15 protein-coding genes are annotated in these 15,847 nt (G+C 55.9%); 7 read left to right on the forward strand and 8 right to left on the reverse strand.

Annotation, left to right across the window (positions count from 1 at the left end):
- Positions 1-114: 114 nt before the first annotated feature.
- Together frlD and F3J39_RS16070 are read left to right on the forward strand one after the other, a co-directional pair.
- Positions 115-900 (forward strand): fructoselysine 6-kinase, encoded by a 786-nt coding sequence (frlD, locus tag F3J39_RS16065; RefSeq protein WP_166714414.1) that lies wholly within the window; start codon positions 115-117, stop codon positions 898-900.
- 101 nt (positions 901-1,001) lie between these two features.
- Positions 1,002-1,736: a GntR family transcriptional regulator gene (locus F3J39_RS16070; RefSeq protein ID WP_166714415.1), complete on the forward strand. Its 735-nt coding sequence runs from the start codon at positions 1,002-1,004 to the stop codon at positions 1,734-1,736.
- 144 nt (positions 1,737-1,880) lie between these two features.
- On the opposite strand, the gene F3J39_RS16075 is transcribed toward F3J39_RS16070, so the two are convergent.
- Together F3J39_RS16075 and amyA are read right to left on the reverse strand one after the other, a co-directional pair.
- Positions 1,881-2,564, reverse strand: coding sequence for a haloacid dehalogenase type II (locus F3J39_RS16075; protein ID WP_166714416.1), 684 nt, complete (start codon positions 2,562-2,564; stop codon positions 1,881-1,883).
- Positions 2,565-2,648: 84 nt separating this feature from the next.
- Positions 2,649-4,127 carry an alpha-amylase gene (gene amyA / locus F3J39_RS16080; RefSeq protein ID WP_166714417.1) on the reverse strand — a complete coding sequence of 493 codons (1,479 nt, stop codon included), beginning with the start codon at positions 4,125-4,127 and terminating at the stop codon, positions 2,649-2,651.
- A 200-nt stretch (positions 4,128-4,327) separates the two neighbouring features.
- On the opposite strand from amyA, the gene F3J39_RS16085 reads away from it, so the two are divergent.
- Positions 4,328-4,897: a DsrE family protein gene (locus F3J39_RS16085; RefSeq protein ID WP_166714418.1), complete on the forward strand. Its 570-nt coding sequence runs from the start codon at positions 4,328-4,330 to the stop codon at positions 4,895-4,897.
- A 48-nt stretch (positions 4,898-4,945) separates the two neighbouring features.
- Here F3J39_RS16085 and F3J39_RS16090 read toward each other — a convergent pair whose 3' ends face one another.
- From F3J39_RS16090 to F3J39_RS16105, 4 genes are all read right to left on the reverse strand, one after another.
- Positions 4,946-5,383: an ASCH domain-containing protein gene (locus F3J39_RS16090; RefSeq protein WP_104085926.1), complete on the reverse strand. Its 438-nt coding sequence runs from the start codon at positions 5,381-5,383 to the stop codon at positions 4,946-4,948.
- A complete protein-coding gene (locus tag F3J39_RS16095; RefSeq protein WP_166714419.1) occupies positions 5,376-5,861 on the reverse strand; it encodes a DinB family protein in 486 nt (161 codons plus the stop codon). Before F3J39_RS16095 ends, F3J39_RS16090 begins: the two co-directional genes overlap by 8 nt.
- Before the next feature lie 101 nt (positions 5,862-5,962).
- A complete protein-coding gene (betT, locus tag F3J39_RS16100) occupies positions 5,963-7,957 on the reverse strand; it encodes a choline BCCT transporter BetT (protein ID WP_166714420.1) in 1,995 nt (664 codons plus the stop codon).
- A gap of 90 nt (positions 7,958-8,047) precedes the next feature.
- A complete protein-coding gene (locus F3J39_RS16105; protein WP_166714421.1) occupies positions 8,048-9,310 on the reverse strand; it encodes a DUF2254 domain-containing protein in 1,263 nt (420 codons plus the stop codon).
- Between the two features lie 212 nt (positions 9,311-9,522).
- On the opposite strand from F3J39_RS16105, the gene F3J39_RS16110 reads away from it, so the two are divergent.
- Positions 9,523-10,215, forward strand: a complete 693-nt coding sequence (locus tag F3J39_RS16110; RefSeq protein ID WP_108570207.1) for an aspartate/glutamate racemase family protein — start codon at positions 9,523-9,525, stop codon at positions 10,213-10,215.
- Here the strand turns inward: F3J39_RS16110 and F3J39_RS16115 are convergent.
- Positions 10,198-10,794: a TetR/AcrR family transcriptional regulator gene (locus F3J39_RS16115; protein ID WP_166714422.1), complete on the reverse strand. Its 597-nt coding sequence runs from the start codon at positions 10,792-10,794 to the stop codon at positions 10,198-10,200. The genes F3J39_RS16110 and F3J39_RS16115 overlap by 18 nt on opposite strands.
- A 278-nt stretch (positions 10,795-11,072) precedes the next feature.
- Between F3J39_RS16115 and F3J39_RS16120 the strand changes: the two genes are divergently transcribed.
- Positions 11,073-13,028 (forward strand): methyl-accepting chemotaxis protein, encoded by a 1,956-nt coding sequence (locus F3J39_RS16120; RefSeq protein ID WP_166714423.1) that lies wholly within the window; start codon positions 11,073-11,075, stop codon positions 13,026-13,028.
- A gap of 144 nt (positions 13,029-13,172) precedes the next feature.
- Positions 13,173-14,066, forward strand: coding sequence for an ABC transporter six-transmembrane domain-containing protein (locus F3J39_RS16125; protein WP_166714424.1), 894 nt, complete (start codon positions 13,173-13,175; stop codon positions 14,064-14,066).
- Between the two features lie 4 nt (positions 14,067-14,070).
- Here the strand turns inward: F3J39_RS16125 and F3J39_RS16130 are convergent, their stop codons facing one another.
- Complete coding sequence (locus tag F3J39_RS16130; RefSeq protein WP_104085933.1) at positions 14,071-14,952, reverse strand: LysR family transcriptional regulator; 882 nt, start codon at positions 14,950-14,952, stop codon at positions 14,071-14,073.
- A 104-nt stretch (positions 14,953-15,056) separates the two neighbouring features.
- Between F3J39_RS16130 and budA the strand changes: the two genes are divergently transcribed.
- Positions 15,057-15,839: an acetolactate decarboxylase gene (gene budA / locus F3J39_RS16135; RefSeq protein WP_104085934.1), complete on the forward strand. Its 783-nt coding sequence runs from the start codon at positions 15,057-15,059 to the stop codon at positions 15,837-15,839.
- Positions 15,840-15,847: the final 8 nt, after the last annotated feature.

Here is a 15,847-nt window from a genome sequence, read left to right on the forward strand (position 1 = left end):
GTCTCCATGCAGGCCGGGCATCACAGCAAGGAACATACGAATGAAAACGGGTATGTTTACCTGCGGACATCAGCATTTACTGCTGGCGCGCACGCGGCTGTCACAGGAGGGTCAATGAAACGGCTGGCAACGGTAGGTGATAATTGCGTGGATATTTATCCCGGGCTGGGTAAAGCGTTTTCTGGTGGCAATGCTGTTAACGTGGCGGTTTACAGCACGCGTTACGGGATGCAGCCCGCCTGCGTCAGTTGGGTGGGCGACGATGATTATGGTGCCATGCTGCGCCGCGATCTTGCGCAACATGGCGTAGATATTTCCCGGCTGCGTGTGATGCCGGGTCTGACAGCGCAAACGCAGGTGGAACTGCGCGATAACGATCGCATTCTCGGTGACTATATCGAAGGCGTGATGGCAGATTTCAGCGTAGGTGAGCAGGAACTGGCGTGGCTGATGAAGTTTGACATTATTCATTCCGCCATTTGGGGACATGCTGAGTCCGCTTTTCCTGCCCTGAAGGCGGCGGGAAAAATCCTGTCGTTTGATTTTGCAGATAAATGGGAAAGCCCGCTATGGCACACACTGCCGGAACATCTTGATTATGTTTTTTCCTCAGCAAATATCGATAATCCGTGGCTGCGCGACCGGCTGCAAACCGTGGTGCAGTGTGGCGCAGGGGTGGCGATCGCCACGCTGGGTGAAAACGGCAGCCTGGCGTGGGACGGCATACAGTTCTTGAAAATGCCGCCGCAGCGCGTCAGCGTAGTAGATACCATGGGGGCAGGGGATTCATACATCGCCGGGTTCCTGTGCGCTATCGCTAACGACCTGCCGCTGCAGGATGCGATGAAACAGGGTACCCGGTGCGCTGCACGTACTATTGGCTATCATGGTGCCTGGTGAGAGTCCGCGCTGGCGTGACATTACCCATGCCAGCGCCTGTTACTCATCGGAAAAGGCCCATATAATCAACCCTACTCCTCTAACAACTTCAGGGTCGATTCATGTCAGCTACGGAGCGCTACTCACATCAACTCCTTTACGCCACCGTGCGCCAGCGCCTGCTTGATGATATTGCGCAGGGAGTTTACCAGGCTGGCCAGCAGATCCCGACTGAAAGCGAGTTATGCACGCTCTATAACGTTAGCCGCATCACTATCCGCAAAGCAATCAGCGATCTGGTCAATGACGGCGTGCTGCAGCGATGGCAGGGCAAAGGCACTTTTGTGCAAAGTAAAAAGGTTGAGAATGCGCTGCTGACGGTAAGTGGTTTCACTGACTTTGGCGTGTCCCAAGGTAAGCCGACCCGGGAAGAGGTTATCGAACAGGAGCGCATAAATGCCGATCCATTCTGCGAACGGCTGAATATCCCGGGTAACAGCGACATTTTTCGCCTGATGCGGGTCATGTATCTTGACGATGAGCCGCTGTTTATCGACAGCTCCTGGATACCGCTTTTCCGTTATCCAGCCTTTGACGAAATTTATACCGCAGGCGCTTCTACTTATAAGCTGCTTCAGGAAAAATTCGACACTCGCGTGGTGAGTGATAAGAAGACTATAGATATTTTTATGGCCACTAAAGCCGAGGCTCAGAGGCTGAAATGTGAACTGGGCGAGCCGCTGTTTCGCATCAGTAAAATCGCTTTCGATCAAAACGCGAAACCGGTGCACTATTCGGAACTGTTTTGCCGCGCCAACCGCGTTAGCCTGACTATCGATAACCAGCGTCAGAAATAAAAAAGAGGGCCAGGGCCCTCTTGATGTTTCTCTGCCAGACAAATTTTTAACGCGGGATACGCTTTGTACACATTTGCAGATCGCGCCCGGTCAGCGCCGAATTACTGCATTCATCGATACATTTCAGTAATTATGATCGCTGTTTTATCTCCGACTGTCTGCCGCAATAATCTGTTCTGCTATTACCTGTAAATCGGGCCCGCAGATATCGGGCTGTTCGCCCAGCAACAGCGGCGCGTTACCGGCGCGGGTAAGCAGGGCGCCTTTCCAGCCACAGGCCATGGCGCCAATAATATCCCAGGCGTGTGTGGCTATCATTCTGAGCGCAGCAGGAGGCCGATCCAGCGCCTGACTGACACTTCCATAAGCGGCAGCGGCAGGTTTGAAACAGCCGCTCAGCTCAACGGAGAACTGCTGTGAAAAAAACGACGCCAGTCCGGATTGCGCCAGCACTTTTTTGCCGGCGTCTGCCGATGAGTTAGTAAACGTCACCATCTCAAAACCCGCAGCCTGGAGTTTTTCCAGTGCGGGCAGCGCATCAGGATGAGCGGGTAACGCCGCCATCTCCTCCTGAAACCGCGTTATCTGTGCTGAAGTGAGGGTTGTACTGCGGATGCTGGCTACCATTTTCAATACGGCAACTGCCAGTTCACCAAACGGCACATAGCGACCGCTTAAGGTAAGCGTCTGGGAGTAGAGGATCTGTTCCGCAAACCACTGACGCATCACCTGCGCATCGCCAAAGGTATCCAGAAAAAAAGTATCCAGATAGGTCAGATCGAGCAGCGTTTCATTAACATCAAATACCAGCACAGTGGTCTCTTTCATTATTATCTGCGTACCTTTTTTGCATTAAACGTATTGCTGCAGAGCATAACGCGCGGGCTGCCAGAGACGCAGCCCGCGCGGGTATTACTCAATAACCCAGACGCTAACGCTGCCGCCGTTGCAGGTGAAGACTGCTTCACCCTGTTCGTTGGTGGTAATCGTCTCATCGCGATTGCCGAGAAAATCGCGCCAGTTTTTACCGGCGTAGTTTTCTCCCAGCGTCAGCGTTTTTTCTCCGCTGTCGCCGTTAGACATCACTACCACGCAGCCTGGCTCATCTTCAGTCCCGCTGCGGCTGAAAGCGATGCAGTTAGGATGATCAAACCACAGCGTCTGTACCCCGTGAGCGAAGCGCTGGCGCGCAATCATCAGCCGATCGAGCTTATCGATTACCGGCATTTCAACTTTATGCGTTTCACCATCGCTGCCGGTATCTTCATAACTGGCACCATAAAGATCCGGATAGAACACGCACGGCACACCATTTTCACGCAGCAAAATCAGCGCATAGGCGAGCGGCTTGAACCAGGCTTCCACCGGCGCTTCAAGTGCCTGCAGCGGCTGAGTATCATGGTTAGCAACAATAGTGACGGCGTGGAACGGATCGGCTTCTACCAGCGTACCGGAGAAGATCTGGCTCATGTCGTAGCTGCTGCCCTGCTTAGAGGCTTCATGAAACTTCATGTGCAGTGGGGCATCAAACAGCAGCGTTTTACCCTCAACCTGATTGATATACTGCTGCAGTTTATCCAGCTCAAACGACCAGTACTCCGCTACGATAAACAGCGGCTTTTCAGAGACCTCCTGCACATGGTCAATCCACTCTTTGTAGAACCAGGCCGGGATATGTTTAACCGCATCCAGGCGGAACCCGTCGCACTGGGTGGTTTCCAGCATCCAGCGCGCCCAGTATTTGATCTCTTCCGTCGCCGAGCGGTTACGGAAATCGATATTGGAGCCCATCAGATAATCAAAGTTGCCCAGCTCATTATCAACCTGGTCGTTCCAGCCCTCGCCGGTATAGTCGTTCACAATCTTGAACACGCCATCTTCATCGGGATTTTCGATGTGATCAACGCCGCTGAAGCACTTATAGTCCCAGATAAACTTTGAATACTTTCCGGCACGAACCGGGAAGGTGTAGCGGGTCCAGGCTTCGCACTCCACTACCTCTTCATGAATCTGTGAACGATCCTGCTCGTCGACGCGGTTAACCAGAATGCGTTCTTTCTCATCCGCGCCCATTTTGTGGTTAACTACCACATCCATCAGCACCGCAATCTGATGCTGATGAAGCGTTTCAATCGCCGTATGGAGCTGCGCTTTGTCGCCATATTTCGTGGCAACGGTGCCTTTCTGATCAAACTCACCCAGGTCAAACAGATCGTAAGTGTCATAGCCGACTGAACTGCCGCCTGAAGCACCTTTATAGGCTGGTGGCAGCCAGATCATATTGATACCCGATTCGCTCATATGCGCTGCCCGTTCGGTCAGCTCAGGCCAGAGCTGGCCGCCTTCGGGGTAATACCAGTGAAATGCCTGTAACAGGGTTGGATTTTTCATCGCCGGGCTCCGTTTATAGTCAAAAGAATTATGGAGCGGGAATGGAAAAGCGCGCGAATATTCAGCGGCCACCGCACTTTTTGCTGTTGCAACAGCAGGACCGGCACGGGATGTGCATTACTCTTAAAAACAGGCCAGCCGCTTTGCAGCGGCGTTTTTTAATTTATGCTGACCCCGCCATTTGCTTATGCGGAACGCACATGACCCGATATTTCTCTTTCTGTTCGCTTATTGTTCTCGCCTATCTTTACGCAACGCAGGGGGCGCATGCGGATACGCCCAGGGCGCCGCTCGTTGCCGGCTACGGTAAGCTTTATGACACCCCTGACGCGGCTTTTCAGCCCGACAGTACGCAGCACTACAAACTGGTTTTTAAAGTGAGCGAGGCGGCCAGCAATGCAGCAGATATCAATCCCGGCCTGAATGAGGTGGCGCGCGTCATCAATCTTTATGGCCGTTCCGGCGTGCCGGCTAATCAGCTGGACGCCGTGGTGGCAGTTAACGGCGGTGCCACGCCCGCTATGCTGGATGAGCAGCACTACCGGAAGCTGTTTGGCGCGGCTAATCCTAACCTGCAGCTGATAAAAGCGCTGAACGATGCGGGTGTAAAAGTGACGCTGTGCAGTCAGGCGCTGGCCTGGCATCATTACGATCCGCGCTGGGTCACGTCCCCCGTGATCCGCACTCCCTCAGCGCTGACGACGCTGACCACGCTGCAGAACCAGGGTTACGCGCTGCTGGATACGCAGGGGGCCGGACAGGTTGAATAATCCCTGCTGATTGATGCTGGAGATAGATTACGCGGAGAAAATAAAGATCTAGATGCGCTCAATGCTGGCCTGACAGGCGACTACCTCAATCAGCTCAAACTCTTCAGCCACCAGCTCCATACGTTCATCGAAAACGCCACTGTTTTCAAAGAAGCGCTGGTGCTCCTGACGCCAGTAGCGGAGGCTCAGATCGCCTTCACCCTCTTTACGGGCAAACGCTTCGGTAACGTCGCAGAAGCGTATCAGCTGCAGACTGACGATGCGGACCACGCAAACCGGCTGATTGCGGCCGTCGAGGACGATGCTGTAGCGGCCCACAGTTGGCGCTTCAGCATCGTTCTGAAAAGCAGCCAGCGAACTGCAGGTGGCGGTTTTCCTGCCCTCGGTAATCAGTTTCGCCAGCGTATCTGCCAGGGCAGGGGAATCACCAAACGTCCAGCTCAGCGCCTGCGGGTATTTCGCTTTAAGAGCAGTTATCTTAGGCATTATGATCCCGCAAAAAGACCGCCAGCACATCCTTCGGTGGCGTAACGCCGCATTCTGATAAGAGCCAGCCCACGGCACCGCGATGATAGGTGCCGTGAAACAGCATATGGTTGATCATCTCTTCAGCCTGCATTTCTCCGGCGCCACCATCCACAAAACGAAAGCGGATCACTTCAGCAAGATCGGCTTCATTAAGCGTGGCGACATGCTTCAGGTACCAGCGAGTGGTCTCCGACAGAGCGTGCATCAGTTCTTCAACGGCAGGCGTTTCAGGGGTATTCAGTGCGGTGTAACCATGTTGCTCACCGGTGAGGTTGGCTTTGAAAATAGCGTCCACGACATAGATGTGGTTCATCAGGCGCAGTGCCAGATGACGTTTCTCCGCAAACTGTGCGGCATCAATGTCAGAAATTGCCTGCAGGGTGGCGGCATCTATCCATAATTTATAGCGGAGAAGGGTGGTCAGGGTGCTGCTCATGGTTTCATCCTGAAAAAGGCAGAGGCCCATCATAGCAGCAAAAAAAAGTGGCCGAACAACAAAAAAGAGGAGCCAGGCTCCTCTTTGGTCATGCCGTCAAGTTAACGCACGATGTGCAGGAAGTGCAGGTGCTTCTCATACTGGTCGAGGATATCGTTGATGATCTGCTCCTGATTCCAGCCCATCACGTCATAATCCTGGCCACCCTCTTTGAGGTAGACCACCGCACGGTAATATTTCTGCTCTTCTGCCTTATCGCTGGCTGACATACCCGCCAGCGCAAAGGCAGGCTGCAGATAGGGACGCGCGCGGACTTCGTAAACGAAGTTAAGCTCCTGTCCCAGATCCACCTCAAACCGCACGCGATCGTCTTCATCGGCACGGGTATGCGACGGGGTATTTTGCTTTGCCAGCTCCTGCTCGACCATCTCCATCGCCGGATAGATCACTTCCGTCATAAAGCGTTTCACCTGCGAGCGCTTCGGGAAATAGGCGATATTACGTAAACGACGCTGCCACGGAATCGGATTGCGTGCAGCCGTGGGCGCGATGGTCGCAATCTGCTTGCTGTCCCGCTTCCAGGCATCGATACGAAGCGCTTTAAGCAACCCATACATCGACATCAGCAGGATAATGGCAAACGGCAGGGCGCTGGCGATAGTCACAACCTGCAGCGCTTTCATGCCGCCAGCTAACAGTAAGGTGATGGCTACGACGCCCATCAGCGCGGACCAGAAAATACGCTGCCAGACTGGCGTTTGATCGGTGCCCCCTGACGCGAGCGTATCCACCACCATCGCCCCGGAATCCGCGGACGTGACAAAGAAGACCACTACCATGGCGACGGCAATGCAGGAGAGAGCAAAGCTGAAAGGAAAATGCTCCAGAAAATTAAACAGCGCGAGCGTTTGATCGCTCATCACCGTCTGCGCCAGATCGGTGGCACCCTGCTGCATGATCATCCAGATTGCGCTGTTACCAAAGAAGGTCATCCAGAGCAGCGTAAAGCCCGCCGGCACGAACAGCACGCCGGTGACGAATTCACGGATGGTACGACCGCGCGATACGCGGGCGATAAACATGCCGACAAAGGGTGACCACGCCAGCCACCAGCCCCAGTAGAACAGCGTCCAGCCGCCCAGCCACTTACTCGATTTAGGCTCATAGGCATAGAGGTTGAAGGTTTTTGTCACCAGCTCGGAAAGATAGCCGCCGGTATTCTCCACAAACGACTTCAGCAGCAGGACCGTCGGCCCCAGCGTGCCGACCAGGATCAGCAGCAGCACCGCCAGACCGAGGTTGATTTCCGATAAAATACGGATACCTTTGTCCAGTCCGGAGACAACGGACAGTGTCGCCAGGGCGGTAATCACCACAATCAGAATCACCTGCATGGTGGCGCTGACCGGTAAACCAAACAGATGATTGAGACCGGCGTTAACCTGCAGTACGCCGTAGCCCAGCGAGGTAGCCACACCCAGCACCGTACCAATCACCGCAAAAATATCCACGGCGTGACCCATCCAGCCATAGATGCGGTTACCGATAATCGGATAGAGCGCTGAGCGCAGTGTCAGCGGTAATCCATGACGATAGCTAAAGAAGGCCAGGATGAGCGCCACAATCGCATATATCGACCAGGCGTGCAGGCCCCAGTGGAAGAACGTGATACGCAACGCTTCCCGCGCCGCATTGACGGTTTCCGGCTCGCCTGACGGCGGTGCCATGTAGTGCATCACCGGCTCAGCTACGCCGAAAAACATCAGGCCTATCCCCATGCCGGCAGAAAAAAGCATGGCAAACCAGGAGTGATAACTGAAATCGGGCTCAGCGTGATCGGGCCCGAGTTTGATATCGCCATAGCGCGACACCCCCAGGTAGATCACGGTCAGCAGTATCAGCGCAACGGCGAGAATATAAAACCAGCTGGCATTGGCAAACAGCGACGTCTGCAGGGCGGTGAGCTGGGTATCCGCCTGTTCAGGAAAGAGCGCGGCAAAGGCGACCAGGATAAAAATCAGGGCGGCTGAAGTGAAAAAGACCGGTGGGTTAATCTGACTTCGCTTTTTTTGGATGTTTGTTTCTGATGTTGGCATAAGTATCCTGCATAACGTGAATGAAGACCAAATGTAACAATCAGTATGAAAGAGTAAAAGCGAAACGCCAGCAGGTGCTTAAAAACCAGGCTAATCACAGGAGATTTTTTCCGGAAGCGCCCAGATGGCTGCACGCTCCACGGCGGTTTTATCCGCTGCGCAGCTCATGGCCATGTTTGCGCGTGACAGTGCAAGCCTGGAGTGGCGCTGTGCATCAGCGGCGTAACGATGCGGCGCAATCAGCGCCAGCGCCTGAAGCGATTTCTGCAGACGAATTTGTACCTCAGCCAATCCTGCGCCATCGCGTCCGATGGCGGTGAACACATCATCAAACATATCGCTGATTTGGGCGGGCCGGATAAATATGCGCGGCCAGGCTACTTCATCAGAAGCCGGAGGAACAGGGTGGCCGAATAGTCTGACAGCCCGGCCAATGATATCTATGGCGGTGCCGGGATCGTTAACTGCGGGGGAAAGCGCGCGTGAGGCGATTTCTGCGAGCACGCAGAGGCCAAAGCGCGGGTCCTGCTCATAAGAGCGCTGCTCACCGATGGTAAATGCACTCTTCAGATGGTGCTGATCTTCTTCAGACATCGGCTGGGTGCACCATAGCAGAGGCGATCCCGGATGAACAAAGCTGCCGGGCTGAGCAGCCAGATAGAGATGCACCTGCTGCGCGTCTGCCCGGTCGTTAAGCCGTTGCAAATCGATATGCTGCAGGTAACCAATACTCTCCGGCAGAAGCGGATGGGGTCGTGCCGCGGCGGGCAGATCACCCTGCCAGGCCGAGCCGCCCATACAGGGGTTCTGCAATCGTTCAGTCAGCGCCGCGCGGGTCGCCTGCTCGACACGCTGAGAGGTTTCGCCCAGGCTGCCAAAATTAGCGAGATGCTGGATCCAGCGCAGCAGGGTGATCACAATCATGGCGATCACCAGCAGCGTCACAAAGAACAGCACCACCCGCCCCTGTGTGCCGTATGCGCCCATACCCAGCGCAATGATCCCCACCAGGCTGTAGAGAAAGGAGCCGATGAACGTCGCCAGCACATTCTGCGTGGTGCGATCTTCCATCAGCAGACTGGTAGCACGCGGCGTCACGCTGCTGCTCGCGGAGTTATAGGCTGTCACCATGATATTCAGCGAAAACGTCGTCACCGCCAGCATACTGGAGGCGAGGATAGCCAGAATCTCATCTACGGCTTCACTGCCAATCAGGCCCGATACGGAGGCAGGAATAAACGGTTTCACCGCAATAGCCACCAGCGCGGTGATCACCGCCAGTACCGCAAACAGCGAGCTGCGAAACCAGAGCTGTTTAGTCAGCTGGCGCAGTAACCATTGTGTTTTGGACATTGTGTTCTCTGTTGTTATACACCGATCGTCAGGCGCACCTCAGCCGGGATCAGGAGGCTTGCTGCAGCACAGAGGCGAATAGCGCTGGTGATCCTGGAAAAAGTGAGCCTGCGAATGACATCGTCGCTTTGAGTGTGCGATAAAACACCATAGTCGATATATACGCAGCGTGCATAGCTGTCTGGCAGCGCAGAGAAGGAAAATCACAAACGATGAAAACCATTGGTATTCTGGGCGGAATGTCTGCCGCCTCAACGCAAACCTACTATCGTCAGCTATGCGAGCTGACGCGCCAGCAGCTGGGTGGCCTGCACTCGCCGGAGCTGCTGATTCGATCGCTCGACTTTGCGCGCATTGAGCAGCTGCAGGCGAGCGGGCAGTGGGCGGCGGCCGGAGAGATCCTCAACGCAGAGGCGCACGCGCTGGCACGCGGCGGCGCAGATTTTATCGTGCTGGCCACTAACACTATGCACAAACTGGCTGACATCATGATGAAAGATGTCGCTGTTCCGCTGCTGCATATCGCCGATGCTACCGCTGAGCGCATCGTAGCGTCGGGACTGCGCGCGCCGGGCCTGATCGCCACCGCCTTTACCATGGAACAGCAGTTCTATCGTCAGCGGCTGGAAACGGCCGGGCTGCAGCCGCTTATCCCGGACAACGACGATCGCGCCAGAGTGCACCACATTATTTATGATGAGTTGTGCAAAGATATCACCACGACAGCCAGCCGCGAGGCGTTTGAGCAGGTGGCTGAACGGCTGGTAGCGCAGGGCGCGGATTGCATGATCCTCGGCTGTACCGAGGTCGGGATGCTGCTTAATCCGCGTAATGTGTCGGTTCCCGTCTTTGATACCACGCAGATCCACTGCGAAGCGGCGCTGGCGTTAGCGCTGGCCCCCTGAGGCCGGCTGCAGCGCCAGCCGGATAAACGCGGTGATATCCATCATCGCCTGCCGATGCTTCTCTGCTGAGGGAGTGATGCTCAGCACCTCAGCGTAACCATTGAGCATAGCGCTGAGCTGGCGGGTCACCCGGGCTGCATCAGCGGTGTGAAAGCGCTGCTGCTCCACTCCCTGCTGGATCATGCCGCCAATCAGTGCGCTCCAGCTGGCGATATTCTTTTCAGCGAGTGCGGCCCAGACCTCATTGTTCGCCGCCATCTGCCAGAGTGAATCGTAGAGCTTCCACGTTGCATCCACACTATCGGGCAGGTAGATCTCTGCCAGCCGGAGAAGCTGCTGTTCCGGTGCCAGTTCCTCAGCTTCGCGCGTGAACTGTGCGATCTCCTGCGCCATAAAGCGCTCAAGCGCCGCCAGCGAGAGCGCCTGCCAGTTACTGAAGTAGTGATAGATATGGCTGCGCGACAGGCCAAGTTGCTCGGTGACGTCACGGGTCGTGACGCCGGCAATGCCTTTTTCAATAAACAGCGCCACAGCGGTATCAAGAATACGGTGCTTTAACTCGTCGGTATTTTTCTTCATCTGCGCTTTTTGCATTCCGGCCACAATACAGGGCGCATGGTAGCAGATATGCCGGCGATTGCAGCGTTTAACCATTGGTGTGGTCTATAACAGCAATTGCTGAAGATTGTGCCCGACAGGTCGATAACCCTGGTCCGCTTCTGCACAGATCAGCGTGCAGGAGCGGTCACTCAATGATGAGTTCTGATTGCGAACGGACCCTGCTTTTAGCCCTCTTTTAACCACACTAGGATGCGCAGTTTCAGTGCGCAACAGCTTACAGCAGGAAATATAAGAATATGTCTTTAATGAAGACGATGTTTAGCCGCGCCCGTTTTAACGCACGATCTCAGCCTTCAGATGGTCTCTTTGATTGCCAGAACCTGCCTGCGTCGCCGGGTGATATAGGTCTTTCCTCGCGCGCGGCCGGTATTTTACTGACCTTCGTGCCACCGGAAGCGGACTTTTATCGCGTCAGCCAGGCATGGCAACGTTTTAACTCCGCCGCCTTAACGGTTATTACGCTGTCATCCAACGGCGCCCTGAGCGCCAGCGGTAAGCACAGCACCTACTGTGACGGTCACGGGCAGGAGGGCAGCTGGCTCTGGCTGCCTGACTCACTGGTCGCGGAGCATGAAACGCATATCATCGATTTGCATCTGGAGGATACGCACAGCGTTACCGACCGTATCAGCGCCATCCAGCGCGACCTGGCCGCCCTTCAGCTGCGTATGCCGCTCTCTGCCGATCGCACCTTTGCGATGATCTACTGCGACGGCTTATCTGCCTCAGAAGGCTTTTTTATGCAGGCCTGGTATAACAGCGGCCGCTTTCCCTGCCTGGCCATCGGCGGTTCTGCAGGCGGGCGCGTGACGTTTGATGGTACGTGGATAGGTGCAGGTGGACGGGTGCTGCAGGGGAAAGCGGTGGTGGTGTTCTGCCGCATGGCGGCCGGTAAATCATTTGCGCCGTTCAAAAGCCAGAATTTTACGCCGCTGGATAAAAGCTGGCTGATCGCCGAGGCCGATCCGCTGACGCGTACCGTGACCTCTGTCTTTACCTCTCAGGGACAGCAGCAGCCGTTCACTGCCGCACTGGCAGAGCAGCTTGGCTGCAGTGAACAGCAGCTGAGTCAGCGTCTGCAGGGGCTGACGTTTGCTGTTAAAGCCGGCGATGAATATTTCATACGCTCGGTTGCGAAAATCGAGGCCGGGCGGGTGTATTTCTTCTGCGATCTGGAATTTGGCGACCGCCTCTGGCTGATGCAGGAGCGCGACTTCAAAGCGACGACGCTGCAGGACTGGGAAAAGTTTGTCTCACGCCACGGCAGGCCCGCCGCTGTGATGATGAATGACTGCATTCTGCGGCGGCAGGGAAATCTGAACGCCCTGCAGAGCGCACATTTCTTTAAAGGCATCCCGGCGGCCGGGTTTTCCAGCTTTGGTGAAATTCTCGGCGTGCCGATTAATCAGACGCTCTCGGCGCTGGTATTTTTCAACCGCGACGTGAAGGCGATGGCGCAGTTTCCGGTAGAGTATGCCGGATATGCCGCGCACTACGCACAGCGCGCGCTGCGCCGCTGGGAGGCGCTGAACGGCATTCAGACCCGGGTGCTGGGGCGCGTGGTCAGCTATCAGCAGGAGCTGGCGCCCATTGTACAGGCGCTGCCGGCGCTGGAAGCGGCGACGCACAGCCAGAGTGAAACGCTGAGCATGGCAGAGAATAGCATCCGCGCAATCAGCGCTATTGCCAGCGAAAGTCAGCAGGCACAAAGTCAGCTGGGTGAAGGTCTGGACGATCTGGAGCGGATCTCTGATGGCATTAATGTCATCACACACGGCATCAGCAACATCGCGTTTCAGACCAATATCCTGGCGCTGAACGCCGCCGTCGAGGCCGCACGCGCAGGCGAAGCAGGGCGCGGCTTTGCCGTGGTCGCCGGCGAGGTCCGGCGGCTGGCGCATTCGTCAAAAGAGCAGGCGGAAGCGACCGCCAGCAATATCAGCGACGCCGTCGGCACTATTTCCCGCATCCGCAGCGTGGCCAGCCATACGGTGCAGACCGCCAGTGACATGGCCGATCGCAGCCTGCACGCGGCGGATGCTATCGCAGCCATGAGCCAGCAGACGCGCAGTGAACGGGCTGACATCTCACAACAGCTGCAGAGCCTGCGCACGATGACGGCCGGTATGGATGCGATGCAGGCCGCCGTTGACGAACTGAAAGTGCTGCAAAAGCTTTCGGCCGAACGTTAATCTGTCTTCCCCCGGGCGCACGACTGGCTGCGCCCGATTTTTCCGGTTTCAGCCTGACAGCAGATTGACTTTGAGCAGTTGCTCAAATAGACTCACTCTCAATTTGAGCAACCGCTCAAACATTTAATAACCTCAGATGAATCTATGAAAACCCTCAGTGCAAAACATCCTCAGCTGGCTCCGACAGGCGCGGCCGCCATGCTTAAAATGCTGGGAATGCGCCACAGTAAAAAACTGATTATTACACTCGGGCTGGTGGTTGCCGAAAACGCACTCTATCTGCTTTACCCGCTACTGGCGGGTTTTGCCGTCAACGCCATTCTGGCGGGTAAAGCGCTGCATGCGGTGCTCTATGCCGTGATGGTACTGGTTATGTGGCTGATTGGTGCCGCACGACGCAGCGTTGATACCCGCACCTTTGCCCGCATTTATGCAGAAATGGCCGTCCCGGTGATCCTCGCTCAGCGACGTGAAAATAACCGCGCTTCAATGGTGGCCGCGCGCGTGACGCTGTCACGTGAGTTTGTCGACTTTTTTGAAAAGCATCTGCCGGTGCTGATCACCTCAGTAGCCTCCATCGCCGGCGCGGCGGGTATGCTGCTGCTGATTGAGTTCTGGTCAGGCGTGGCGTGCCTCGGCATTCTGCTGTTTTTTGCGCTGTTCCTGAAAGGATTCACACGTAAGAATGAGCAGCTGTTTCTGCGCCTGAATAACCGGCTGGAAAAAGAGGTCGATATGGTGAGTCACGCGTCCGCCTCACCGCTGGTACGGCACTATCGCGTCCTGGCCCGGCTGCGGATCTGCCTCTCCGATCGCGAAGCGTTCGGCTATCTGGCCATCGGCAGCGTAGCCGCACTGCTGTTTGGCAGTACCATCATGGTGATGAGCCTGAGAGGCGGCGTGGAGGCGGGTCACGTCTACTCTGTCATGACCTATATGTGGATGTTTGCCATGAGCCTTGATGACGCTCCTCAGCTGCTGGAAAAATATTCTCAGCTGAAGGATATTGGACGCCGGGTAAACAGCGGTCAGGTCTGATCCGTCACCCTTCGCTGACCAGGCTCAGCAGATGCAGCACGCTTCTGCTGGGGTGATTACGCCGCCAGGCAAACGCGATATCCGTAAACAGCGTATTGTTTTCGATCTCGCAAAACCGCAGCTGCGGATTGCTGATACAGCAGAGCGAGGCAGGCACCAGCGCAATGCCGCTGCCGGCCGCGACCATACCCAGCGAAGAGGCGATCTGCGGCGCCTGCTGAAAGCGACTGGCGCAAAAGCCGGCGCGCAGGCAGGTACTGACAATCAGCTCATAGAGGCTGGGCGCCACCTCGCGCGGAAACATAATCAGCGTCTCTTCCGCCAGCTGCGTCAGCGCCAGGCTTGCCTGCTGGCTCAGCGCATGCCCGGCCGGCAGCGCAATCATCATACGTTCAGTCGAGATAACCCGCAGATTGAAGGCTTTGCTGCTTTCGCACGGCAGACGGATAAACGCGGCATCCAGCAGGCCGTCACGCAGATCCTGCATCAGCAGCGCCATATTCTCTTCGCGGGTGATAAGCTCCATCGCCGGATAGCGCGCTCTGAAGCGCCCGATAAGTTCAAACACCGGCGTGCCAAACGCAACGGAGCTGGCAAAACCCAGCGACATCTGACCGCTCATTCCCCGCGCCACGCCGCGCGCTTTCTCCAGCGCGTGGTCTGCCAGCTGCACAATCTGCAGCGCATCGGGCAAAAATGCGCGCCCCGCTTCCGTCAGCTCAACGCCGCGCGTCAGGCGCTTCAGCAGCGGCGTCCCTATCTCATGCTCCAGACGCTGGATCTGCTGACTTAACGGTGGCTGAGAAATACCGAGCATCTCAGCTGCACGGGTAAAGTGCAGCGTTTCGGCAACGGCAACAAAATAACGCAGATGGCGCAGTTCCATATCAAAAACGTCTCAAAGCTGGCAGCTTTCGCTATTGGATTCTGTGAGCAGGCTGGCTCATTCTGATATTAACACGGCTTAACTATCAGTTTGCGAGGCAGTAAATGTATGATTTTGTATCTGGTTGTTCATGTGAAGAACAGCTCAGGAAAACCGCTGATCAGCTGGCCAGTCAATCAGCAGAAAAGGTTATCTATCAGACCTCGCTGATGAGCGCACTGCTGCACGGCGTCTATGACGGCACGACGACCGTTGCCCGACTGCTGGAGAAGGGCGACTTTGGTCTCGGCACCTTTAATCAGCTTGATGGTGAACTGGTCGCCTTTGATCGCCAGGTCTGGCAGCTACGTGCTGACGGCAGCGCCCGCCCGGCCCATCCGGATCAGCAATCCCCGTTTGCGGTCATGACCTTTTTCACTCCGGAACATCAGCACCATTTCAGCGAAAAAAGCAGTCGTGAAGAGGTACACCGCGTCATCGACAGCGTGATTACCTCGGATAATCATTTTTGCGCGCTGCGTATCAGCGGCGACTTTGTCTCGGTGCAGACGCGCACCGTGCCCTGCCAGTGCCGCCCCTATCGTTCAATGCCTGACGTACTGGGCAATCAGCCCACGTTTGATTTTCGTCAGCGCACCGGCGAACTGATCGGTTTTCGCACGCCGCAATATATGCAGGGCATCAATGTCGCGGGCTATCACGAGCATTTTATTACCGATGACCGGCAGGGCGGTGGCCACATTCTCGACTATGTGCTGGCGCAGGGCACGCTGACCTTTGGCGCAATCAGCAAACTGGTGATCGACTTACCGCAGGATCGCGACTTTCTGCAGGCCAACCTGAACCCTGACAACCTGGATGAAGCTATCCGCTCCGTTGAGAGTTAATAACCGAG

Origin of the sequence: Pantoea sp. Acro-807, assembly GCF_011752675.1 — a bacterium.
Lineage (GTDB): Bacteria > Pseudomonadota > Gammaproteobacteria > Enterobacterales > Enterobacteriaceae > Pantoea > Pantoea eucrina.

Bases quoted from the DNA above. Each gene is read 5' to 3' on its own strand.
- F3J39_RS16110 (WP_108570207.1), top strand. From the start codon at position 9,523: ATGAAAACCATTGGTATTCTGGGCGGAATGTCTGCCGCCTCAACGCAA.
- F3J39_RS16095 (WP_166714419.1), bottom strand. From the start codon at position 5,861: ATGAGCAGCACCCTGACCACCCTTCTCCGCTATAAATTATGGATAGAT.
- F3J39_RS16120 (WP_166714423.1), top strand. From the start codon at position 11,073: ATGTCTTTAATGAAGACGATGTTTAGCCGCGCCCGTTTTAACGCACGA.
- F3J39_RS16075 (WP_166714416.1), bottom strand. From the start codon at position 2,564: ATGAAAGAGACCACTGTGCTGGTATTTGATGTTAATGAAACGCTGCTC.
- F3J39_RS16130 (WP_104085933.1), bottom strand. From the start codon at position 14,952: ATGGAACTGCGCCATCTGCGTTATTTTGTTGCCGTTGCCGAAACGCTG.
- F3J39_RS16090 (WP_104085926.1), bottom strand. From the start codon at position 5,383: ATGCCTAAGATAACTGCTCTTAAAGCGAAATACCCGCAGGCGCTGAGC.
- F3J39_RS16115 (WP_166714422.1), bottom strand. From the start codon at position 10,794: ATGAAGAAAAATACCGACGAGTTAAAGCACCGTATTCTTGATACCGCT.
- F3J39_RS16105 (WP_166714421.1), bottom strand. From the start codon at position 9,310: ATGTCCAAAACACAATGGTTACTGCGCCAGCTGACTAAACAGCTCTGG.
- frlD (WP_166714414.1), top strand. From the start codon at position 115: ATGAAACGGCTGGCAACGGTAGGTGATAATTGCGTGGATATTTATCCC.
- betT (WP_166714420.1), bottom strand. From the start codon at position 7,957: ATGCCAACATCAGAAACAAACATCCAAAAAAAGCGAAGTCAGATTAAC.
- F3J39_RS16070 (WP_166714415.1), top strand. From the start codon at position 1,002: ATGTCAGCTACGGAGCGCTACTCACATCAACTCCTTTACGCCACCGTG.
- F3J39_RS16085 (WP_166714418.1), top strand. From the start codon at position 4,328: ATGACCCGATATTTCTCTTTCTGTTCGCTTATTGTTCTCGCCTATCTT.
- amyA (WP_166714417.1), bottom strand. From the start codon at position 4,127: ATGAAAAATCCAACCCTGTTACAGGCATTTCACTGGTATTACCCCGAA.
- budA (WP_104085934.1), top strand. From the start codon at position 15,057: ATGTATGATTTTGTATCTGGTTGTTCATGTGAAGAACAGCTCAGGAAA.
- F3J39_RS16125 (WP_166714424.1), top strand. From the start codon at position 13,173: ATGAAAACCCTCAGTGCAAAACATCCTCAGCTGGCTCCGACAGGCGCG.